The organism is Streptomyces sp. NPDC090088, from assembly GCF_044747345.1.
Taxonomy (GTDB): domain Bacteria; phylum Actinomycetota; class Actinomycetes; order Streptomycetales; family Streptomycetaceae; genus Streptomyces.
Map to the genome: position 1 here is coordinate 23,217 of NZ_JBIVDZ010000007.1, position 22,421 is coordinate 45,637.

General features: G+C 72.5%; 16 protein-coding genes. 15 read left to right on the top strand and 1 reads right to left on the bottom strand.

Going from position 1 to position 22,421, the window contains the following annotated elements; all coding sequences use genetic code 11:
- The first annotated feature begins 19 nt into the window (after nt 1-19).
- The 13 genes from ACIPSJ_RS31145 (at nt 20) to ACIPSJ_RS31205 (ending at nt 16,458) form a co-directional block, all read left to right on the top strand.
- The gene (locus ACIPSJ_RS31145; protein WP_355728541.1) at nt 20-598 is read left to right on the top strand and encodes a hypothetical protein; all 579 of its coding nucleotides are present in this window, start codon (nt 20-22) and stop codon (nt 596-598) included.
- Complete coding sequence (locus ACIPSJ_RS31150; RefSeq protein WP_401351001.1) at nt 595-1,908, top strand: peptidoglycan-binding protein; 1,314 nt, start codon at nt 595-597, stop codon at nt 1,906-1,908. Before ACIPSJ_RS31145 ends, ACIPSJ_RS31150 begins: the two co-directional genes overlap by 4 nt.
- Nucleotides 1,905-2,627, top strand: a complete 723-nt coding sequence (locus tag ACIPSJ_RS31155; protein WP_352179377.1) for an ABC transporter ATP-binding protein — start codon at nt 1,905-1,907, stop codon at nt 2,625-2,627. The genes ACIPSJ_RS31150 and ACIPSJ_RS31155 overlap by 4 nt, the downstream gene beginning before the upstream one ends.
- Entirely contained in the window at nt 2,624-3,880 is a 1,257-nt protein-coding gene (locus ACIPSJ_RS31160; RefSeq protein ID WP_401351003.1) for an ABC transporter permease, read from the top strand. Before ACIPSJ_RS31155 ends, ACIPSJ_RS31160 begins: the two co-directional genes overlap by 4 nt.
- A 309-nt stretch (nt 3,881-4,189) precedes the next feature.
- Nucleotides 4,190-4,414 carry an MbtH family protein gene (locus ACIPSJ_RS31165; RefSeq protein ID WP_033280615.1) on the top strand — a complete coding sequence of 75 codons (225 nt, stop codon included), beginning with the start codon at nt 4,190-4,192 and terminating at the stop codon, nt 4,412-4,414.
- Nucleotides 4,415-4,484: 70 nt separating this feature from the next.
- Entirely contained in the window at nt 4,485-6,629 is a 2,145-nt protein-coding gene (locus ACIPSJ_RS31170) for an ABC transporter ATP-binding protein (protein ID WP_401351005.1), read from the top strand.
- 391 nt (nt 6,630-7,020) lie between these two features.
- Complete coding sequence (locus ACIPSJ_RS31175; RefSeq protein ID WP_401351006.1) at nt 7,021-8,007, top strand: ParB N-terminal domain-containing protein; 987 nt, start codon at nt 7,021-7,023, stop codon at nt 8,005-8,007.
- A gap of 111 nt (nt 8,008-8,118) precedes the next feature.
- Nucleotides 8,119-10,719, top strand: coding sequence for an AAA family ATPase (locus ACIPSJ_RS31180; protein WP_401351008.1), 2,601 nt, complete (start codon nt 8,119-8,121; stop codon nt 10,717-10,719).
- Nucleotides 10,720-11,027: 308 nt separating this feature from the next.
- Entirely contained in the window at nt 11,028-12,305 is a 1,278-nt protein-coding gene (locus ACIPSJ_RS31185) for a PLP-dependent aminotransferase family protein (protein WP_401351543.1), read from the top strand.
- A gap of 138 nt (nt 12,306-12,443) precedes the next feature.
- Complete coding sequence (dpgA, locus tag ACIPSJ_RS31190; protein ID WP_359214093.1) at nt 12,444-13,547, top strand: 3,5-dihydroxyphenylacetyl-CoA synthase DpgA; 1,104 nt, start codon at nt 12,444-12,446, stop codon at nt 13,545-13,547.
- A gap of 32 nt (nt 13,548-13,579) precedes the next feature.
- The gene (gene dpgB, locus ACIPSJ_RS31195; protein ID WP_401351010.1) at nt 13,580-14,245 is read left to right on the top strand and encodes an enoyl-CoA-hydratase DpgB; all 666 of its coding nucleotides are present in this window, start codon (nt 13,580-13,582) and stop codon (nt 14,243-14,245) included.
- Nucleotides 14,242-15,645, top strand: coding sequence for a (3,5-dihydroxyphenyl)acetyl-CoA 1,2-dioxygenase DpgC (gene dpgC / locus ACIPSJ_RS31200; RefSeq protein WP_401351012.1), 1,404 nt, complete (start codon nt 14,242-14,244; stop codon nt 15,643-15,645). The genes dpgB and dpgC overlap by 4 nt, the downstream gene beginning before the upstream one ends.
- Nucleotides 15,646-15,648: 3 nt before the next feature.
- Nucleotides 15,649-16,458: an alpha/beta fold hydrolase gene (locus tag ACIPSJ_RS31205; protein ID WP_401351014.1), complete on the top strand. Its 810-nt coding sequence runs from the start codon at nt 15,649-15,651 to the stop codon at nt 16,456-16,458.
- A gap of 46 nt (nt 16,459-16,504) precedes the next feature.
- Here the strand turns inward: ACIPSJ_RS31205 and ACIPSJ_RS31210 are convergent, their stop codons facing one another.
- Nucleotides 16,505-17,740 (bottom strand): MFS transporter, encoded by a 1,236-nt coding sequence (locus ACIPSJ_RS31210; RefSeq protein ID WP_359214081.1) that lies wholly within the window; start codon nt 17,738-17,740, stop codon nt 16,505-16,507.
- Between the two features lie 941 nt (nt 17,741-18,681).
- Here ACIPSJ_RS31210 and fusA point away from each other — a divergent pair.
- The gene (fusA, locus tag ACIPSJ_RS31215) at nt 18,682-20,754 is read left to right on the top strand and encodes an elongation factor G (protein WP_401351016.1); all 2,073 of its coding nucleotides are present in this window, start codon (nt 18,682-18,684) and stop codon (nt 20,752-20,754) included.
- A 349-nt stretch (nt 20,755-21,103) separates the two neighbouring features.
- Nucleotides 21,104-22,420, top strand: coding sequence for an ABC transporter substrate-binding protein (locus ACIPSJ_RS31220; RefSeq protein WP_401351018.1), 1,317 nt, complete (start codon nt 21,104-21,106; stop codon nt 22,418-22,420).
- Nucleotide 22,421 lies beyond the last annotated feature (1 nt).

Below are 22,421 nucleotides of genomic sequence, written 5' to 3' on the forward strand. Positions count from 1 at the left end.
GCCCCGTAGAACTGGTGGTATGCCGAACACATTTCAGAAGCGTATGGCCGGGCCGGTCCTGGCGGTCCTTTCCGTGCTGACGGCCGGAACAATGCTCGTCGGCTGTTCGTCGGACTCGAAATCTACCGACGCGTCCGACGACAGCCAGGGCTCGTCGAATTCGTCGAGCGGCTCCTCCAATTCGGCCGTCGCCTATTCGCAGTGCATGCGCGACAACGGCGTCTCGAATTACCCCGACCCGAAGGAGGACAGCCAGGGCCGGGTGCAGTTGACGGTCCCCGCGGACGTCGACCAGAACTCGCCGACCTTCAAGTCGGCCCAGTCGGCCTGCCAGTCCAAGCTGGTGCAGGGCGACACCGGCGCCGCCGCCAACAGCCGGTCCTTCGACGCGACGAAGGTCGCTGCGTGGGCGAAGTGCATCCGCAAGAACGGTATGCCCAACTTCCAGGACCCCAAGGTCGACGGCAGCACGATCATCATCGACGCCGACGCGGCCGGTATCTCCGGGCAGAACGACCCCAACTTCGCCAAGGCCACGGCCGCTTGCTACAGCATCCGGCCCGGCGGCAGCCTGATGGTCACAGGAGGGGGGCAGTGACCGCTCGCGAGGAGGGGACCGTGGAGACGGCTGCCCCCGAGAGCGCGGCGGACGTCCCGGGCGGGGAACTGGAGCCGAGGGCCGCGGCCCTCGCCTCCTCCTTCGACGGGAACGGCGGTGCCGTGGAGCAGCCGCCGCCCGAGGGCGGTCGCCCGCGGCGCCGCGGGATGCGCATCGCACTGATCGTCGCGTGTGCGGTGGTGGTCGCCGTGGCCGCGGCCGGCGCCGCCTCGGGCGTGTTCGGCGGCGGGGACGACAAGACCGGGGCGACGGCGCCCTCCGGGCCGCCCGCCACGGTGCAGGTGAAACGGACGACGCTGACCAGCTCCCAGACCGTGGACGGGCAGCTCGGGTACGGCGACACCGCGGCGGTCCAGGCCCCCGGGTCGTCCGGCTCGGCGCAGTCCGGCGGGTCGGCGCAGGGCGGTGGCGGGGCCGGCTCCGGGATCGTCACCTGGATGCCCTCGGACGGCGACACCATCACCCGCGGACAGCCGGTCTACAAGGCCGACCAGCAGTCGGTGCCGCTGCTGTACGGCTCGGTGCCGCTGTACCGGACGCTGAAGCCGGGCAGCAGCGGCAGCGACGTCAGGATGCTGGAGAAGAACCTCCGGGCGCTCGGCTACCGGGGCTTCACGGTGGACGACACCTACGACTCCGGCACGGCCGCCGCCGTGGAGAAGTGGCAGGACAAGCTCGGCCGTTCGCAGACCGGGGAGGTGGGGGTCGGTGACGCGTTGGTGGCCTCCGGCGCGCGGCGGGTCGCCAAGGCGGAGCTCGCCGTCGGCGACACCCTCGCCGGGGACGTGCTCACTTGGACAGGAACCGATCGGGTGATCTCCGTCGACCTGCCCGTGCAGTACGCGGACCTGGCGAAGATGGGCGGGGCCGCGACCGTCACGCTGCCGGACAACACCACGGTGACCGCCCTGGTGACGGACATCGGCACACCGACGTCGTCGAACGATTCCTCGGGCTCCTCGCCCGCCGGAGGTTCGGGGGGTTCCTCGGGCTCGGGATCCTCCAACGCCACCGTCCCGGTGGAGCTGAAGGTCAAGGACGCCGCGAAGATCGGCGCCTACCAGGCCGCCTCCGTCAGTGTCGAGTTCGCGTCCGAGACCCGCGCCAACGTGCTGGCCGTGCCGATCAGCGCCCTGTTCGCGCTGCCCGGCGGCGGCTACGCGGTCGAGGTGGTGACCGGGGCGAAGACGGAGTACCGCGATGTGAAGCTCGGGACGTTCGGCAACGGCATGGTGGAGATCTCCGGCACCGGTATCACCGCGGGCACGGTCGTGGGGGTCCCGAAGTGACCGTCGCAGCCCACCCGGTGATCGAGCTGGCCGGAGTCAGCAAGTCGTACGGCGACGTGGCCGCCCTGGTCGAGACGGACCTGGTGGTCCACCGCGGCGAGATGCTCGCGGTCGTCGGCCCGTCGGGCTCGGGCAAGTCCACCATGCTCAACATCATGGGCACGCTGGACCGCCCCTCGTCGGGGACGGTGGCGATCGCCGGCCACGCCGTGGACTCCCTCAACGACCGCGAGCTGTCGGCGCTGCGGGCCGGCACCATCGGCTTCGTCTTCCAGCAGTTCCACCTCGCCGCCGGAGTCCCCGCCCTCGACAGCGTGGCGGACGGCCTGCTGTACGGCGGACGGCCCCGCCGTGAGCGGCGTCGGCTCGCCGAGGCGGCGCTGCGCAGGGTGGGCCTGGGGCACCGGCTCCTGCACGAGCCGCAGCAGCTGTCCGGCGGTGAGAAGCAGCGGGTGGCGATCGCCCGCGCGGTGGTCGGCGATCCGCCGCTGCTGCTGGCCGACGAGCCGACCGGCGCACTGGACTCCCGCTCCGGGACGGTGGTGATGGAGCTGCTCCACGAGCTGCACGAGGCCGGGACGACGGTGGTCGTCATCACCCACGACCGGGACATCTCGGCGTCCCTGCCGCGCGAGGTCAGGGTCCGGGACGGCCGTATCGAGCACGATTCGGGGGCACCGGGGCCCAGGGCCCTGGCGTACACGGGGGTGGAGCGATGAGCACGACGCAGTCGCCGCCGGCCGGCCGGGAGCGGCCCTGGGCCGAGCTGCCCCCGCCGCCGCGGCCCCGGGCGGCCCGGCTGAGCCTGTCCGACGTGGCCCGGGTGGGCGGCTGGGGCCTGCGCTCGCGGCCCATGCGGGTCTTCCTGTCCGCCCTGGGCATCGCGATCGGCATCGCCGCGATGATCGGCGTGGTGGGCATCTCCACCTCGTCGACGAACGACCTGAACAAGCAGCTGGCCGCGCTCGGCACCAATCTGCTCACGGTCTCCCCGGGCACCACCATGACCGGCGCGAACGCCCATCTGTCCGAGGACGCCGTCGCCATGGTCGGGAGCCGACCTGAGGTGGTCTCGGCCTCCGCCACGGGGACCACGGACGCGAAGCTCTACCGCAACGACCGCATTCCGTCGGTGGAGTCCGGCGGCCTCTCGGTCAGCGCGGCGCGGACCGACCTGCTGCGGTCCATCGGCGGGCAGATCGTGGACGGCCGCTGGCTCAACGGCGCCAGCAGCCGCTATCCGGCCGTGGTGCTGGGCTCGGAAACGGCACGCAGCCTCGGGATCCACCGGGCCGGCCCCGACGTGCAGGTGTGGCTCGGCAACCACTGGTTCACCGTGGTGGGCCTGCTGGCGCACAACGAGCTGCTGCCGGTCCTTGACACACAGGCCTTCGTGGGCTGGCCGGTGGCGGAGAAGGAGCTGTCCTTCGACGGCTATCCGACGACGATCTACACCCGGGCGAAGGACGCCGACGTTGAGAAGGTGCACGGCGTCCTGGGCGCCACGGTGTCCCCGGAGGACCCCAACGAGGTCAACGTCTCCCGTCCCTCCGACGCGCTGGCCGCCAAGAACGCGACGGACAAGACGCTGAGCGGGCTGCTGCTGGGCCTGGGCGGGGTCGCGCTGCTGGTCGGTGGCGTCGGGGTGGCCAACACCATGGTCATCTCGGTGCTGGAGCGGCGCTCGGAGATCGGGCTGCGCCGCTCGCTGGGCGCCACCCGGGGCCAGGTCAGGATCCAGTTCCTCGCCGAGGCGCTGCTGCTGTCCGGGCTCGGCGGTCTGGGCGGCGTGCTGCTGGGCATCGGCGTGACCGACGGCTATGCCGCCTATCAGGGGTGGGCCGCCCTGGTGCCGCTGTGGGCGATGGCCGGCGGCCTGGCCGCGACCCTCGCCATCGGCGGACTGGCCGGCTTCTACCCCGCGGTCCGTGCGGCCCGGCTGCCCCCGACGGAGGCCCTCGCGACCAACTAGCCGGCGGCGGCCGTGCCTTGACAGTTGACAATCCAGACCGCGGCGCCCTCGCCGTCCACCCCCGTGCGGAGGGGGCGTCGCACCCCGGTCCGTTGTCCAAGTGCTCGGGTCGGTCGGTTGGACGCCCCTGTCGCGTCGGCGTCCGGCACGTGACACTGGTGACCCGACTGCACTCGTCCCCGAATAAACAATACCTATATCCAGGAATTGCTCCTCGGATTGTTCCTCGAATTGGTGAGCCTTGTTCGTCCCATGAGTGACGGCTAGGGTTTTCTCATCCACCGAGGAATATGATCCGTGGGAGCGATTATGGCGAACCCGTTCGACGACGAAAACGGGACCTTTCTGGTGCTCGTGAACAGGGAGAATCAACACTCGTTGTGGCCTGCATTCGCAGAGATTCCGAATGGCTGGCGGCTCGCTTTCGGGGAGGCCACGCGCAAGGAATGCCTCGCCTATGTGGAGGAGAACTGGACGGATCTCCGTCCGCAGAGCCTCATCGACGCGATGAGGAAGACCGAGGCGGCCCACTGATGGCCGGCCAGACCGCGGCGACGCGACCCAGGGAGTACCTGTGGCCATGATGGGCGGGCCCGGACCGGTCATGGTCCGATCCGACGGGCCGGATTCCTCGAACGACAGACAGCGGGCGAAGCCCGGAACGACGAAAAGGATCATCCCGTACACCCGCGGGCACCGCCGCTCCATCGGCTTTCTCGTGGTCTGCACCACGCTGAACGCCCTCTGCGCGGTGGCCCCGCCCCTGCTGCTCAAGTACCTGATCGACGACGGCATCATGGCCCGGGACACCGCGACCGTGGTCTGGCTCGCGGTCGCGGTCGCCGCGGTCTCCGTCCTGGCCGCGCTGGTCGGGTTCGGGGAGACCTGGTTCTCCGCCCAGGTCAGCGAGGGCCTGGTCTACGACCTGCGCGTGAAGGTCTTCGACCATGTGCAGCGGCAGTCGCTCGCCTTCTTCACCCGGGCGCAGACCGGTGCCCTGGTGAGCCGGCTGAACACCGACGTCATCGGTGCCCAGCAGGCGGTCACCCAGATGCTCTCCACCGTGGTGTCCTCCGGACTGACCGTCGTGTTCGTGCTGGCCACGATGTTCTACCTGTCCTGGACGATCACCCTGATCTCCCTGGTGCTGGTCCCGTTCTTCATCCTTCCCGGTCGCCTCATCGGCCGCCGTCTACAGGGCCTGGCCCGCCGGCACATGCAGGTCAACGCCGAGATGGGCTCGCTCATGCACGAGCGGTTCAACGTCGCCGGCGCGCTCCTCGCCAAGCTCTACAGCCGCCCGGACCGGGAGACCGCCCGCTATGCGCGGCTCGCCGCCCGCGGCCGTGACATCGGCGTCCGCAACTCGGTCTCCATGAAGATGCTCTTCCTGTCGACCATGTTCATCGGTTCGGTCGCCACCGCCGTGGTCTACGGCGTCGGCGGAGTGCTCTCCGTGCACGGCGCCTTCCGGATCGGCACCCTGGTGGCCCTCACCACGCTGCTCACCCGGCTGATGGCTCCGGTGGGCCAGCTGTCGAACGCCCAGGCCGACGCGATGACGGCGCTCGTCAGCTTCGACCGGCTCTTCGAGATCCTCGATCTCAAGCCGCTGGTCACCGAGAAACCCGACGCGGTGGCGCTGCCGCCCGCCGCGACCCGCGACACGGCCCCCGGCGTCGAGTTCCGAGGGGTGTCGTTCCGTCATCCGAGGCCCGCCGACGTCTCGTTGGCCTCTCTGGAGGACTTCGCCACGCCGGCGGCCGAGCGCGACGGCGACAGTTGGGCGCTGCGCGACCTCAGCTTCACCGTCCCGGCCGGCAAGCTCACCGCGCTGGTCGGCCCGTCCGGGGCCGGCAAGACCACCATCACCCACCTGGTGCCGCGGCTGTACGACCCGGAGGAGGGGACCGTCCTCATCGACGGCCGGGACGTGCGCGACCTGACGCTGGAGTCGCTGGGCGACACGGTCGGGATGGTCACCCAGGACGGGCACCTGCTGCACACCACCATCCGGGAGAACCTGCTCTACGCCCGCCCGGACGCCACCGAGGAGGAACTGGTCGCGGCCTGCCGGGCCGCACAGATCTGGCGGCTCGTCGCCTCGCTGCCCGACGGCCTGGACACCATGGTGGGCGACCGCGGCTACCGGCTCTCCGGCGGCGAGAAGCAGCGCATCGCCATGGCCCGGCTGCTGCTCAAGGCCCCGCCGGTGGTCGTGCTCGACGAGGCGACCGCGCATCTCGACTCCGAGTCCGAGGCCGCCCTCCAGCAGGCCCTCAAGACCGCGCTCGCCGGCCGGACCTCGCTGGTGATCGCGCACCGGCTGTCGACCATCCGGGACGCCGACCAGATCATCGTCCTGGACCAGGGGCGCATCGTGGAGCGCGGCACCCACGACGAACTGCTGGCACTCGGCGGGCTCTACGCCGAACTCCACCGCACCCAGTTCGCCGGCCGCGCCCTCGCCGCCGAGACCGAGGACGACGCGGAGGAACTGCTGGAGCAGCGGGTCCCCGAACCGGTGGGCTTCGGCCCCCGGCAGGTCGGCTTCGGTCCCGGACCCGGCGGTCCGGGGATGGCCGGCCCGGGGATGGCCGGCCCGGGGATGGCCGGACCGGGTCCCCGACCGGTTGTCTTCGGTCCCGGCGGGCCCGAGGGGCCGGGCGGACCAGGAGGGCCGGGCGGGCCGGGGGGACCGGGAGGTCCCGGCGGTCCCGGCCGCCCGGGAGGCCCCCGACCGCGCTGAACCCGTCCCCTGGAAGCGGTGCCCGCGACGTCCCACGGCGTCGCGGGCACCGCTGTTCGTTCCCTGGAACCCCTACGCCGGCCCGGTCGCCGTCGATGACAGGGGTTTCGAACGCCCAGGGGGACTGTTACGTTCGGTGTTGTCTACGGCGGGTGTGTTTATGGCGCTAGGTGTCGAAATAAGAAAGATATCAGCGTGGCCCGGCATTGGCGGCAGAAATACCCGCGGGACGGAGGGTTCGGAAGGAGATTCTTCTTCCAGGAGCGAAAACAGCCGCCCGTCCTGACGGCGGGGGGCGGAAGGAGTCGGGGTGGAGCACGGGGGATTCATCGAGCAACAGTCCGTAGTCCAAGTGGAAATCGACGCTTTATGCCTGGCCGGATCTCCACGGTTGGCAGGCGAACGAAAAGAGCACATCGAGATACTCGCGGCGGCGCCCGACGCGCTGCCTCCGATCATCGTCCACCGTCCCACGATGCGGGTCATCGACGGCTTTCACCGGCTGCGCGCGGCCCGGCTGCGCGGGGACACCACCATCGCCGCCCGCTTCTTCGACGGCGACGAATCGGCCGCGTTCGTCCTCGCGGTCCAACTGAACGTCACCCACGGGCTGCCACTCGCGCTCGCCGACCGGCAGCGCGCCGCGGAACGGATCATCGTCTCCCACCCCCACTGGTCCGACCGCAGAGTGGCCACCGTGACCGGCATCGCCCCCGGAACCGTCGGCGAGATCCGCCGCCGGCTGGGCCCCGGTGCCACCGCCCCGGACGAGCGCAGGCTCGGCCAGGACGGCCGGATGCGCCCGCTGGACGGCGCCGTCGGCCGCCTGCGCGCCGGTGAACTGCTCTCCGAGAACCCGGAGTTGTCGCTGCGTCAGGTCGCCCGCGCGGCCGGGATCTCCCCGGAGACCGCACGGGACGTGCGCAACCGCCTGCGCAACGGGGAGGATCCGCTGCCCCGGTCCCGCCGGCGCGACCACGAGGCCGAGCCGGTCCACGACATCACCACGGAGGCCGGCGGCGGATCCGACGCCGCCGCCGGGACCGGCTCCGGGCCCGTCCCGGTGCCGCCGGGCGAACCCACCGCCCTGCGGCTGGCCCGTCCCGCCACCCGGACCCGCGTGGACGTCGGACCCGACCGGGTCGTCCTGGTGAAGCGGCTGACCGCCGACCCGGCGCTGCGCTTCTCCGAGACCGGCCGCAGCCTGCTGCGGCTGCTCGCGATCCACGCCGTCCGCGAGGAGGAGTGGGACGCGATCATCGGCAACGTCCCGCCGCACTGCAGCGGCATCGTCGCCGACCTCGCCGTCCAACTCGCCGACATGTGGGCGGACTTCGCGACCCGCGTCCGGCAGGACGTGACGGCGTCGGTCGGCTGACCGTCGTAGCGGCAGAACGGACATACCCGTCGCGGCAACGACCGCAGGACCGAACGACGAGCGACTACCCTGGAAGCAAGCTGTCGGGGGAACAGTGAGTCGGGGGGCCAGGTGCCGCACAACCTCCAGGAACGGAACGGGGAAGTCCAACAGCTCCACCAGCTCTACCGGGCGTGTGCCGCGGGCAGCGGCGCGGTCGTCCTCGCCGACGGACCCGTCGGCTGTGGCAAGACCGCGCTGCTGCGCTCGCTCGCCGAGTGGGCCGCCGGACAGGGCGCGCTGTGCGCGTCGGCGACGGCGTCGCCGGCCGAACGGCACGACCGGCTCGGCCTGATCGAACAGTTGATGACCGCACTGCGGGCGGCGGCCCGGTCCGTCGATGTCCGGGCCGCCGACAACTGCGCCGTGATCGCCGCGGCCGCGGCCGCCGGCGGCTACGCCTCCCGCGCGCTGCTGAGGCGCGTCGCACAGGCCGTCACCGGCCTCGCCGAGCGGGCACCGGTCCTGCTCCTCGTCGACGACGTGCATGTCGCCGACGAGGAGTCGCTCGCCTGCCTCCGCTATCTGATGCGCAGGATCGACGCGTCCGCCGTGCTCGTCGTACTCACCGAGTGCGTCGGCCACGAGCGGGCGCTGGTCTCCTCGCACGCCGAGACCCTCTACCTGCCCTACAGCCACCGGATCCGGCTCGCGCCGCTGTCCGCCACGGGAGTGCGGCGCCGGCTGGCGGACCGGCTGGGCGCCCGCGCGGCGGACCGCGTGGACGCCGCCGCCTGGCACCTGGCGACCGGCGGCAACCCGCTGCTGGTCGAGGCCCTCGCCGACGACGCGCGGCACGCCCGGACCGGCGCGGCGCCCGCCGCCGGCCCGGTCAGCCGGGTGGACGCGACCGTCTGGCACCTGGCGACCGGCGGCAACCCGCTGCTGGTCGACGCCCTCGCCGACGCCACCCGGGACGACCACGCCGGCACCCTGCCGACCCGCCCGGTCCCCGGCCCGGCCTTCCGTCACGCCTATCTGCGCTGCCTGCACCGCGCCGGCCCCGCGGCCCTCGCGGTCGCCCGCGCCACCGCCGTACTCACCGGCCCCGTCACCGGTCCCGCCCGCACCGGTCCCGCCCTGATCGCCGCCCTCCTCGACGAGGACACAGCGGGCGTCCGGCGCACCGCCGACGACCTGTGCGAGGCCGGGCTGCTCGCGGACGGCACCGGATTCCGTACCGAGGCCGCCCGGTCGGCCGTCCTTGAGGACCTCCGCGCCGACGAACTGGCCGCCCTCCGCGCCCGCGCCGCCGAACTCCTGCACCGGGACGGGGTGCCCGCCCGGGCCGTCGCCGAACAGCTGCTCGCCGCCCGTGGCACCGCACGCTCCCGCTGGCAGGCCGACGTGCTGCGGGCGGCCGGACACGAGGCGCTGGCCGCGGGCGACGCCGGGCCCGCCGTCGACTACCTGCGCCGAGCCGCCGAGTTGACCGCCGGTACCCCCTGCGAGGACGAGACGGCCGCCGCCCTGGCCGAGGCCGAGTGGCTCGTCGACCCCGCCGCGGCCGCCCGTCGGCTGCCCCCGCTCGTCCGCGCCGCGCGCACCGGCCGGGTGACCGCCAAGGAGGCCCGCGCGGTCGTCGAACAGCTGCTGTGGAACGGGCAGTTCACCCAGGCCGAGGCGGTTCTGCGTACGGTCGCCGACCACGCCCTGGGCGCCCGCGCGGAACTCGCCGTCCTGGACGACTGGCTCCGGCTGGTCCGCCCCGACCCCGACGCGCACACCCGGACCCGCGCCACCCCGATCCCGAGCGCCCTGCTCGCCCGCGCCACCGGACCGGCCGGCGACATCGGGCAGGGCGGCGGCGCAGGGGACGGCGGGGGCGGTGGGGACGGCGCCGCCGACCGGACGGCCCAGGGGACACTGCGCGGCACCCGTGTCGACGGCCCGCTCCCCGCCACCCTGCTGCTCCTGGCCTGTCTGTTGGAGGACGGCCGGCTGACCGGCGCCGACCGCTGGCCCGAACACCTGCTCGCCGAGCCCGGCCACCGCCATGTCCCCGTCCGGCGGGCCCTGTTGCAGACCGTCGCCGCCTCCACCGCGCTCCGCCGCGGCCAGGCCGACGAAGCCGGACGCCTCGCCCGCGCCGGGCTGTTCACGCTCACCGCCGAGGCCTGGGGCATCGCGATCGGCGCGCCCCTCGCCACCGCGCTGCTCGCGGCCACCGAGGCAGGCGACACCGCCGCCGCCCGCGCCGCCCTCGCCGTGCCCGTCCCCGGCGCGATGTCCGGCACCCCGTTCGCGCTGCCCTACCGCTACGCGCTCGGCCGGTTCGAGGCCGCCCGCGGCCGTACCTCCGAAGCGCTGCGGCACTACGAACGCTGCCGGGAACTCGCGGTCCGCTGGGGGCTGCACGGCCCGGGCTTCGTGGACTGGCGGCAGCGCGGCGCCGTACGGCTGGGCCGCGCGCCGCGCCCGGCCGCCACGGCCGCCCGCCCCGCACCGCTCCCCGAACTCACCGAATCGGAACGGCGGGTGGGCGCGCTCGCCGCGGCCGGCCGCACCAACCGGGAGATCGCCGACCTGCTCAACATCACCGTGAGCACGGTGGAGCAACATCTCACCAAGGTGTACCGGAAACTCAAGGTGCGCCGCCGGGCGGATCTTCCGGAACCTCTCGCGCATTTCTCCGGGGAAGTTCTGCACATGGTCGAAGAAAGCCGCGTCTGACGTCCGAAGGCCTTCCCCCGTAAATCTCCGGACCATGCCCGGCGGCCTCTTCGACATGCCTTCCGGAACCCGTCCAACCGGCCTTCCCGCCTCTTGGACACGTTGTTGGGGCGGCCGGAATCATGTGATGCTGACCGGGAAAACGGCGCGACCCACCTGATGATTCCAGGGCCATGGACGCCGTCGATTCTCACCGGGGGAGATGCGTTTCCGTGTCCGCCACCGCATTCCCGAACACCCCGTCCGACGGCCGTGTGCTGAGCAGGGACGACCTGCACGCCAGCGTCCGTGATCCCGTCCTGGACACCATGACGTTCCTGAACGAGATCACCCACCGCTATCCCGACGCCATCTCGTTCGCGCCGGGCCGGCCCTACGACGGTTTCTTCGACATCGAGCAGGTCTTCGACCATCTCCGCGGCTATCTCGACCACCTGGCCGCCCTCGGCCGCACCCCCGCGGAGGTGCGCACCGCGCTCTACCAGTACGGTCCCACCGCCGGGCAGATCCGCGGGATCATCGCCGACTCGCTCCGCGCCGACGAGGGCATCGACGTACCGCCGGAGTCGGTGGTCGTCACCGTCGGCGCCCAGGAGGCCATGCTGCTGGTGCTGCGCGCCCTCGTCGCCGGACCCGAGGACGTCGTCCTGGTGGCCAGCCCCTGCTACTCGGGCATCACCGGCGCCGCCCGGCTGCTCGGCGTCACCGTCGTCCCGGTCGACGAGGACGAGAACGGCTTCTCCCTCGCGGAGTTGGAGACGGTCGTCGCGCGGGAACGGGCGGCCGGCCGGCGGCCCCGCGCCCTCTATGTCATCCCCGACCACTCCAACCCCTCGGGCAACACGGTGGACCGGGACACCCGCGACCGGCTGCTGGCCGCCGCCGAACGGCACGGCCTGCTGATCGTCGAGGACAGCCCCTACCGCCGGGTCAGCCCCGGCACCCCGCTGCCCACCCTCAAGTCGCTCGACCGGTCCCGTACCGTCGTGCACCTCGGTTCCTACTCCAAGACCGTCTTCCCCGGGGCCCGCGTCGGCTTCGCCGTCGCCGACCAGCAGGTCGTCGGCGAGGACGGGTACACCGGCCTGCTCGCCGACGAACTCACCCGGATCAAGAGCATGGTGACGGTCAACACCTCCTCGCTGAGCCAGGCCGTGGTGGCCGGCGCCCTGCTCGCGGCGGACGGCCGGATCTCCACGCTCAACGCCGAGCCCGCCGCCTACTACGGCGACGCCATGCGGACCACCCTGCACTGCCTCGACGCCAGGCTGCCGGCCGCGCGCCGCGACGAGCTGGGCGTCCGCTGGAACCGGCCCGCCGGTGGTTTCTTCCTCTCCGTCCAGGTCCCTTTCCGGGCCGACAACGCGGCACTCGCCCGTTCCGCGGAGAAATTCGGGGTCCTCTGGACACCCCTCAGCTACTTCTATCCGGACGGTGGCGGAGAGCAGGCGCTGAGGCTCTCCACCAGCTATCTGACGAAGACCGAGATCGAGGAAGGCACGGCGCGCCTCGTCGATTTCATCGAGGCAGAGACGGCAGCGGACCGGGACCTCGTTCCCGAGCCCGTGCACAGCCGGCCGCGCTGAATTTCCCGAGCGCTCCCGAGCGCTCCCGAACGTTCCAGAACTTTTCCGAAAGGTGGAATCCGTGCGCGATTTCGGCACGACTCCGCGATCACGTCAAATACCGCGCAGCAAGTCCCGTATGTGGGGGTGGACCTTCCGATGACCATCACGCTCGAGGCAGGCGACGGCGTCGTCACCGCGGCGCACCGGCCGCGCATCACCGGCGTCGGCACCGCGGTGCCCCCGGCCTCCTACTCCCAGCAGGACGTCCTCGACGCCTTCGCGATCAGCGACCCGAAGATCACCTCGGTCTTCCGCAACAGCGCCATCGACCGGCGCCACCTCCAGCTGCCCGAGCCCGGCCCGGACGGCGTGCGCAGCCCCGAGAGCCAGGGCGACCTCCTCGACAAACACAAGCGGGCGGCCGTCGAGATGGGCGCCGAGGCGCTCCGTGCCTGCCTCAAGCGGGCCGGCGCCGACCTGTCCGACCTGCGCCACCTGTGCTGCGTCACCTCCACCGGCTTCCTCACCCCCGGCATCAGCGCGCTGCTCATCCGCGAACTCGGCATCGACCGGCACTGCTCGCGCAGCGACATCGTCGGCATGGGCTGCAACGCCGGCCTCAACGCCCTGAACCTGGTGTCCGGCTGGTCGGCCGCGCACCCCGGAGAGCTGGCCGTGCTGCTGTGCACGGAGGCCTGCTCCGCCGCCTACGCCATGGACTCCTCCATGCGCACCGCGGTCGTCAACAGCCTCTTCGGTGACGGCGCCGGCGCGATCGCGCTGCTCTCCGGCCCGGACGAGACGGCGGGCGCCGAAGACGGCCCCACCCTCCTCAAGTTCGCCAGTTGCATCATCCCCGAGGCGGTCGGCGCGATGCGCTACGACTGGGACCGCGAGCTGGGCCGGTTCAGCTTCTACCTCGACCCGCAGGTGCCGTACGTGGTCGGCGCGCACGCCGAGATCGTCGTCGACCGGCTGCTCGCCGGGACCGGGCTGCGCCGCAGCGACATCCGGCACTGGCTGGTGCACTCCGGCGGCAAGAAGGTCATCGACTCGGTCGTCGTCAACCTCGGCCTCACCCGGCACGACCTGCGCCACACGGTCGGCGTGCTGCGGGACTACGGCAATGTGTCCAGCGGTTCGTTCCTCTTCTCCTACGAGCGGCTGCTCGACGAGAAGGCCGCCGAACCCGGCGACTACGGCGTGCTGATGACGATGGGGCCGGGATCCACCCTCGAGACGGTACTGGTGCAGTGGTGACGGGAGGCACGGGAGACGTGGGAGACGTGGACGTGACTGTGGACGAAACGCTGGCCCTGACCGTGGACGGCCGCAGGCCGCCGACGGCGGTGGCCGTGAAGGAACTCGCCGCGCTCTGCGACCGGGTGGAGGACGGCGGCGCCGCCGTCGCCGTGCTGCGGGTCACCGGCGCGCCCGACCCGGACTGGACGGACGGTCTCGACACCGCCCTGGTCACCAAGTGGGAACGGACCCTGCGCCGCTTCGAGCGGCTCCCCGCGGTGACCGTCGCCGTCGCCGCCGGGGACACCGGCGGCACCGCCCTCGACGCCTTCCTCACCGCCGACCTGCGCCTGGCCGCGCCCGGCACCCGGCTGGTACTGCCCTCCGACGGCGAGGCCACCTGGCCCGGCATGGCCGTCTTCCGCCTGGTCCGCCTCCTCGGCGCCGGCCGCGCCCGCCGCGCCGTCCTCTTCGGCGACCCGATCGACGCCGAGCAGGCCATCGCCCTCGGCCTCGCCGACGACCTCACGGACGACCCGGACACCGCCCTTGCCGACCTGCTCCTCCGCCACGCCGGCCACGGCGGCACCGAACTCGCCGTCCGCCGCCAACTCCTCCTCGACGCCGCCACCACCCCCTTCGAAGACGCCCTCGGCTCCCACCTCGCCGCCTGCGACCGCGCCCTGCGCCGCCTCCCCACCGCGGAGCCGGCATGACCACCACCCCACGGAACCCCTCCGGGGGACCGGACGTTTTGGGCCGGGGGCCTCTCGTGGGGGCCACCGGGCAGCCGGATCTCCAGGACCGGGCGCCCGCCGTGGCGGCCGTCGCCGGGGTGGAGCCGGCCGGCTGGCGGGAGGTCGTGGTGGCGTCGGCCGAGGTCGACCGGGTGCTGGCCGGGCTGGGGCGGCCGGCGGATCGGGGGGTTGCCGCGCGTGAGGCCGCCGAGGCGGTGAAGGAGGCGGCGAGGGCCGCGCGGTCGCGGTTTCTCGACGGGCACGCCGATGCCGTCTACGACCGGCTGACCGACGGCCGTACCCGGTGGCTCCGCCTCGACGAGCTGGTCGAGGCGGCGGCCGTCGCCTTTCCCGGTCTGGTGCCCGGTGCGGAGCGGATCGCGGAGGAGCGGGCCCGGCCGCAGGCCGACAAGGAGGGGCACGAGATCGACCAGGGCATCCTGCTGCGGGCCGTGCTGCGTTCGCCGGTCGCGGGCCCGCACCTGCTCGACGCGATGCTCCGGCCCACCGCCCGCGCGATCGCGCTGCTGCCGGAGTTCCGGCGCACGGGGGTGCTGGAGACGGAGTCCGTACGGCTCGAACGCCGGGACGGCGTCGCCCGGCTGACGCTCTGCCGCGGCGACCGGCTCAACGCCGAGGACGAGCAGCAGGTCGACGACATGGAGACCGCCGTAGACCTCGCCCTGCTCGACCCCGGCGTCCGGGTCGGCCTGGTGCGCGGCGGCGAGATGACCCACCCCCGCTACCGGGGCCGGCGGATCTTCAGCGCGGGCATCAACCTCAAGAGCCTCAGCTCCGGCGGTATCCCGCTGGTCGGCTTCCTGCTCCGCCGCGAACTCGGCTACCTCCGCAAACTCGCCCGCGGCCTGTCCCTCGGCGATGCCGCGACCTGGCACACCCGGTACGCCGACAAGCCGTGGCTGGCCGCGGTCGACGGCTTCGCCATCGGCGGCGGCATGCAGATGCTGTTCGTCTTCGACCACGTGGTCGCCGCCTCGGACGCGTACCTCAGCCTGCCCGCCGCCAAGGAGGGCATCGTCCCCGGCGCCGGCAACTTCCGCCTCGGCCGCTTCACCGGGCCCCGGCTCGCCCGGCAGGTCATCCTCGGCGGCCGCCGGATCAGGGCGGCGGAGCCGGCGGCCCGGCTGCTGGTCGACGAGGTCGCCGAGCCCGAGGAGATGGACGCCGCCGTCGAACGCGGACTGGACCGGCTCGACGGCGAGGCCGTGCTCGCCAACCGCCGGATGCTCAACCTCGCCGACGAACCCGAGGACGCGTTCCGCGCCTACATGGCCGAGTTCGCCCTCCAGCAGGCCCTGCGGATCTACGGCGAGGACGTCATCGGCAAGGTCGGCCGCTTCGCGGCGGGAAGCGGGTGACGGGTGCCGTACGCACGGATCGACGGCAGGGACCTCGCCTACGAGGAGTACGGCGCCGCCGGTGCCCCGGCCGTGGTGCTGGTCGCCGGCACCGGCGCCCCCGGCCGGGTGTGGCGTGCCCACCAGGTGCCGGCGCTGCGCCGGGCCGGCCTGCGGGTCGTCACCCTCGACAACCGGGGGCTCGGCCCGGAGCCGCCCGGCTCCTTCACCCTCGCCGACCTGGCCGCCGACGTCGCCGCGCTGATCGAGCACCTCGGCGCGGCGCCGTGCCGGCTGGTCGGGCACTCGCTGGGCGCGATCATCGTGCAGGAGGTCGTCCTGGCCCGGCCCGAACTCGTCGACCGGGCCGTCCTGCTGGCGAGCGGCGGCCGCACGGACGCGCTGATCGCCGCCGCCTCAGCGGCCGACCTAGCGCTCGCCGACAGCGGGGTCCGGATCCCGCCCGCGGTCGCGGCCCACCGACACGCCCTGCAGAACCTCTCGCCCCGCACCCTCGACGACGACGCTCGGCTCACCGACTGGCTGAGCCTGTTCGAGCTCACCCTTCCCGATCCGGCCGCCGTCCGCGCCCAGCTGGGCCTGGAGCTGATCCCGAACCGGCTGGCCGCCTACCGCCGTATCACCCGGCCCTGTCTGGCCGTCGCATTCGCCGACGACGTGGTGGTCCGCCCCCGCCTCACCCGCGAACTCGCCGACGCCATCCCCGGCTGCCGGTACACCGAGATCTCCGGCTGCGGCCACTTCGGCTATCTGGAGCGGCCCGACGAGGTGAACGCGGAACTCCTCGGCCATCTCGCGGGCACCCGGGTGTGAGGCCGTGCCACGGGACCCGTTACTTTCCGACCAGTCGGTCGGTCGCTCAGGCGGAGGGTTCCGTCAGGGTGCGCTCGCCGCGCCGGAGGATGACCAGGGCCGCCCACGCCATGGCCACCAGCGGGATGACACCCGAGACGATCACCTGGCCCCGGCTGGAGACCAGGCTGTTGGGGGTGCCCAGCAGATAGCCGAGGCCGATGCAGGTGCGCGACAGCGCCTGGAAGCAGGCCCAGGCGCTGCCGTGCACCTCGGCCGGCACGTGCACGTGCACCGCGTTGCGCAGGCCGACGTTGCAGGCGCCGTTGCCGAAACCGGCCAGCAGGAACAGCGGGAAGATCACCCAGACCACCGGGAGCAGACCGGCGAGGATCAGCCCCAGCGAGATGGCGAGGACCCCGCCGATGATCAGCAGGGTGTGCCGGTTCTCCCAGCCGGGGCGGCCCGCGAGCAGCGCGCCGGGGATGGACCCCAGGGCCCAGGTGGCCAGGAAGAGACCGAAGACGGTGTCGTTGCCGTCGGCGACGCCCCGCAGATAGAAGACGCCCGCGACGCTCTCGATGCTGGTGGCCAGCATCGCCGCCGCCAGCGCCGGCATCAGCGCGCCCACGACCGGCGCGTCCCTGAGCGCCCGGTAGCCGTCCGCGAGCCGGGTCGTGGGACGGCGGCCGATCGCCACGTCCACGGTGCTCGGCACCGCCAGCATGGTGCAGCCCGCGAGGACGAGGAAGGAGACCGCGTCGGCGGCGAGCAGCACACCGGTGCCCCACTGCGAGTTCAGGAAGCCGGCCAGCGGCGGCCCGAGCAGCCCGGCCACCGACAGGCCCGCCGTGAGCAGGCTGTTCGCCCGCCCGGTGTGGCTCTCGCCCGCGGCGACGGGCAGCATCTTGAACCCGGCGGCCACCGAGGCCACTCCGGCCAGCGCCGCCAGCGCGATCAGCGCCACCTTCACATGGAACCCGCCGAACGCGGTGGCCGCGCCGAGGGACAGCGCCTGGAGCAGCAGGGCCCACAGGCACACCACGCGGGCGCTGAACCGGTCCACCACCGAACCGATCAGCGGTGCCGCGACCACCGTGGGGACGAGCTGGGCCAGCATCACCTCGGTCACCCCGAAGCGGATGTCGTGGTCCGCCGCGTGCAGCACCAGCCCCAGGGAGGCGAGGGTGTCGCCGAGACTGGAGAACAGCGTGCCCGCGATGAGGATCTGCGCGGCGACCGGCATGGCGGTGCCCCGGCGCAGCGCGGCGAACGGCGCTCTCCGCGTCTTTTGCGTGTCCAATCCTGTCCAATCCGTCCGCTTGCCGGGCCCATTCGACCTGCTCGCGCATCAGATTAGGCCTGCTCGTGAAGTACTAGAGCGTTCACCGGCCACCGGGAGGAACCGCTTCCTGCCCTTTGCGCGCCCCACCGGAACCCCGGGCGGGATCCCAATTTCTCAGCCACGCGGAGTGCTTCACCGAAAATCCACACATGTTCCACACCAACTCCGACCGGACCGTTAGCGGAAGGGCCGCTTCGCACGTCACCCCGGGAAGATGTGCATCCGGGGCGTTCCGGGCGTCCTTTCCCGGACCTGCCGCGCCGGTGCGGATGTTGGGCGCACGGATGTCCCGCTGGGAACCGTAAAGCCTGTTTTTCGGCCAATCGCTGGAGTTGCGGCGGTCTCGGCCGGCGAACCGCTCCGCCCGGGCGTGCCGGTCCGGAATGAACCTTCCGGGCCGATGGGGTTATCGGTGCCGGCCGGATGAATGACCGGAAAAGGTCGGGACAACGGCTCGTCCCATTCCCCGACGGGCGGCGAAAAGGGAACGAACCGGTATCTCCGGGAAGTTCGGCCGCCCCGCCCGGCCGAAAACCAAGTGCCCAGCTCCGCGCCCCTGCCTACACTCACCGAGTATCACGCACCGTAGCCGCAGAACGCGGCCGCCGTGCTTTGCCGTGACGGGTTCGACGAATGAGAGGGAGAGGGCCATGCGTGACCGCACCGCTGCCGTCTCTCCCCGTTCCCGCTACGAGGTGATCCTCGTGTCCTCGTTCCCCCGGTGCCCGCTGCGCGGCCGGCGCCGGACTCCGTGACACGCGACCGATCTGAGCAACCACCGGCATATACCTAATGTTTGACGTGCCGTCAGTCACGGCTCGGCGACTTCGCCGCACGGGAAATTGCGCTGCCCCTTCCGGGAGTCATTCCGGGACCCCGCATTCGAAAGGCACCGGGCCATGCGCACCGAACTCCGCCCGAACTCCGTCAACCCCCTTGCCGTCGTCCGCAATCTGGGCATCCTCGCCCACGTCGACGCCGGAAAGACCACCGTCACCGAACGCATCCTCTTCGCCACCGGCACCATCCACAAACGCGGCGAGGTCCACGACGGCACCACCGTCACCGATTTCGATCCCCAGGAACGCGACCGCGGCATCACCATCTTCGCCGCGGCCGTCAGCTGCGCCTGGGACGGCCACCGCGTCAACCTCATCGACACCCCCGGCCATGTCGACTTCGCCGACGAGGTCGAGCGCTCGCTGCGCGTCCTCGACGGCGCGATCGCCGTCTTCGACGCGGTCGCCGGCGTGCAGCCGCAGAGCGAGTCGGTGTGGCGGCAGGCCGACCGGCACGGCGTCCCCAGGATCGCCTTCGTCAACAAGCTGGACCGCGCGGGCGCCGACCTGGACCGGGCCGTCGAGTCGATCCGCGCCCGGCTGCACCCGGCCCCGCTCGTCGTCCAGCTGCCCATCGGCACCGAGGACGGCTTCACGGGCGTGGTCGACCTCGTCCGCATGCGCGCGCTGGTCTGGGCGGACGGCGGCGGTACGGCGACGGAGGGGCCCGTCCCCGAGGAACTGCGGGAGACGGCGGCCCGGCGGCGGCGCGCGCTGGAGGAGACGGTGGCCGAACTGCACCCGGCCGCGCTGGAGGAGTTCTGCGCGCCTCCCGGCCGGCTGTCGACCGGCACGCTGGTCACCGCCCTGCGCGAGCTCACCCTGAGCGGCGAGGGCGTCGTCGTCCTGTGCGGCTCGGCCTACCGCGACCGGGGCGTCGAACCGCTCCTGGACGCGGTCGTGGCCTATCTGCCCTCACCGCTCGACGTCCCGGCGGTCCGCGGCACCCACCAGGGTGCCGGGCGGGAACGGCCCGCCGACCCCGAAGCGCCGTTCGCGGCGCTCGCGTTCAAGGTGACCGCGACCGCCACCGGACGCCTCACCCATGTCCGCGTCTACTCCGGCACGATCGAGAAGGGAGACACCGTGATGGACCCGGCCACCCGCCGCACCGAACGCGTCGCCCGCATCCTCCGCGTCATGGCCGACCGGCACCAGCCCCTCGACCGGGCGGTGGCCGGTGACATCGTCGCCGTCGTCGGCCTGAGGTCGGCCCGGCCCGGCGCCACCCTGTGCGACCCCGACGCCCCGCTGCTGCTGGAACCGCCCGGCACCGCGGAACCGGTGGTCTCGGTCGCCGTCGAGGCCCGCCGCCGTACCGACACCGGCCGGCTGGCCCAGGCGCTGGCCCGGCTCGCCGAGGAGGACCCCTCCCTGGTGGTGCGCACCGACGCCGAGACCGGGCAGACCGTGCTGTCCGGGATGGGCGAACTCCACCTGGAGGTCGCGGTGGAGAAGATCCGCCGCGACGGCGGTCCCGAGGTCACCGTCGGCCGGCCTCGCGTGGCCCACCGGGAGACGGTGTCCCGCGGGGTCACCGGCCTGGTGTACCGGCACGTCCACCAGACCGGCGGGGCCGGGCAGTTCGCCCAGGTCGTCCTGGACGTCGAGCCCCTCGGGCCCGAGGGCGGCTTCGCGTTCCGGTCGACGGTCACCGGCGGCCGGGTGCCGCAGGAGTACGTCCGCGCGGTCGAGGCCGGCTGCCGGGACGCGCTGGCCGAGGGCCCCCTCGGCGGGCACCCGGTGACCGGGCTGCGGGTCACCCTCACCGACGGGTCGACGCATGTGAAGGACTCCTCCGACACGGCGTTCCGCACGGCGGGCCGGCTCGGCCTGAGGCAGGCCCTGCGGGCCTGCGCGATGGTGCTCCTGGAGCCGGTCGCCGAGGTCACGGTCACCGTGCCCGAGGACGCGGTGGGCGGCGTCCTCGGCGACCTGGCCGTCCGGCGCGGCCGGGTCACCGGCTCGGAGACCCGGGCCGGGGCGGCGGTCCTGACGGCCACCGTGCCGCTCGCCGAACTGTTCGGCTACGCGACCCGGCTGCGCGGCCGCACCCAGGGCCGCGGCACCTTCACCACCCGCCCGACCGGCTACGCACCGGCACCGGCCCCGGCCGCGACGCCCGTCCGGTGAGGTGACCGCAGGGTGAGGTGACCCCAGGTGGGGGTCGGGGCAAGCCCCCGACCCCCACCGCCGCGGGCAACGACCCGTCGAAACACAACCGTTGTGGAACGGCGGCCGCCCCCTCTCCGCCCAGGTCGACCGTCTTCGGCCCAGGTCACACAGGCGGCCGCGGGCGCGCCACCGTCCCGGAACCGGCCGCTCCCCGGCCTGCCTGCGCGGATACCCGTGCCGGATCCCTTGACGAGCCAGCCTTCCGAGGATTAACTCACGTCCTAAATTAAGCCATGAGGGGCTTCGGGAGCCGAACGCGCGAAGCCCTCTCGGGGTTCTCGACTCCCGGAAAGGCACAGCTGGAGCCATGCGCAGCATCCGAGCCGCGGCCGTAGGCGCCGTCACCATGTCTCTCGCCCTCGCGGCCACGGCCTGCGGTGGCGGTTCGTCCACCGGCGGCGGGTCCGACGACTCCCCGAAGACGCTCACCTACTGGGCCTCCAACCAGGGCGCCAGCATCGAGGTCGACAAGAAGGTCCTCCAGCCCGAGCTGGACAAGTTCCAGAAGCAGACCGGCATCAAGGTCAAGCTGGAGGTCGTGCCCTGGTCGGACCTGCTCAACCGGATCCTGACCGCGACCACCTCGGGCCAGGGCCCCGACGTGCTGAACATCGGCAACACCTGGAGCGCCTCGCTGCAGGCGACCGGCGCGCTGCTGCCCTGGGACGCCAAGAACTTCGACAAGATCGGCGGCAGGGACCGCTTCGTCGACTCGGCGCTCGGCTCCACCGGTGCCGAGGGCAAGGACCCGGCGGCCGTACCGCTGTACTCGATGGCGTACGCGCTCTACTACAACAAGAAGATCTTCGCCGACGCCGGCATCTCCCAGCCCCCGGCCACCTGGGACGAGCTGATCGCCGACGGCAAGAAGATCTCGGCGAAGGGCAAGTCGGCGCTCGGCGCCGAGGGCGGCAACGTCTCGGAGAACATCCACCACACCTTCGTCTTCGCCAAGCAGCACGGCGGCGACTTCTTCACCGCCGACGGCAAGCCGGACTTCACCAACGACAAGGTCGTCGCCGGGGTCAAGCAGTACGTCGACCTGATGGCCAAGGACAAGGCCATCCCGACCGGTGACGCCGAGTACGCGCAGAACCAGTCGGTCAGCGACTTCGCCAAGGGCAAGCAGGCCATGCTGCTGTGGCAGTCGGCCTCCGCCAACCTCAAGTCGCAGGGCATGAGCGACAGCGACTACGGCATCGCGCCCGTGCCCGTGCAGTCCGGCACCCCCGGCACCGGCGCCCAGGTCAACTCGATGGTCGCCGGCATCAACCTGGCCGTCTTCAAGAACACCAAGAACCTCGACGGCGCCACCAAGTTCGTGAAGTTCATGACCGGCGACGACGAGCAGAAGATCCTCAACACCGCCTACAGCTCCATCCCGCCGGTCAAGGCGGCCCAGGAGGACGCGGCCTTCAACACCCCGGCCAACGCGGTCCTGAAGAACACCCTCGCCACCAGCGCCTCGGCCCTGCCCCAGGTGGCCTCGGAGTCGCAGTTCGAGACGACCGTCGGTACGGCCGTGAAGAACCTGTTCGCCGACGCCGCCGCCGGCCGCGCCATCACCACCGACTCCGTGAAGGCAGAACTGGAGAAGGCCCAGCAGCAGATGCCGGCGGCCTGAA

Excerpts from the sequence above, each read along its gene's own strand:
- ACIPSJ_RS31145 (WP_355728541.1), top strand. The coding sequence starts at position 20 with ATGCCGAACACATTTCAGAAGCGTATGGCCGGGCCGGTCCTGGCGGTC.
- ACIPSJ_RS31160 (WP_401351003.1), top strand. The coding sequence starts at position 2,624 with ATGAGCACGACGCAGTCGCCGCCGGCCGGCCGGGAGCGGCCCTGGGCC.
- ACIPSJ_RS31165 (WP_033280615.1), top strand. The coding sequence starts at position 4,190 with ATGGCGAACCCGTTCGACGACGAAAACGGGACCTTTCTGGTGCTCGTG.
- ACIPSJ_RS31170 (WP_401351005.1), top strand. The coding sequence starts at position 4,485 with ATGGTCCGATCCGACGGGCCGGATTCCTCGAACGACAGACAGCGGGCG.
- ACIPSJ_RS31185 (WP_401351543.1), top strand. The coding sequence starts at position 11,028 with ATGACGTTCCTGAACGAGATCACCCACCGCTATCCCGACGCCATCTCG.
- dpgA (WP_359214093.1), top strand. The coding sequence starts at position 12,444 with ATGACCATCACGCTCGAGGCAGGCGACGGCGTCGTCACCGCGGCGCAC.
- dpgC (WP_401351012.1), top strand. The coding sequence starts at position 14,242 with ATGACCACCACCCCACGGAACCCCTCCGGGGGACCGGACGTTTTGGGC.
- fusA (WP_401351016.1), top strand. The coding sequence starts at position 18,682 with ATGCGCACCGAACTCCGCCCGAACTCCGTCAACCCCCTTGCCGTCGTC.
- ACIPSJ_RS31220 (WP_401351018.1), top strand. The coding sequence starts at position 21,104 with ATGCGCAGCATCCGAGCCGCGGCCGTAGGCGCCGTCACCATGTCTCTC.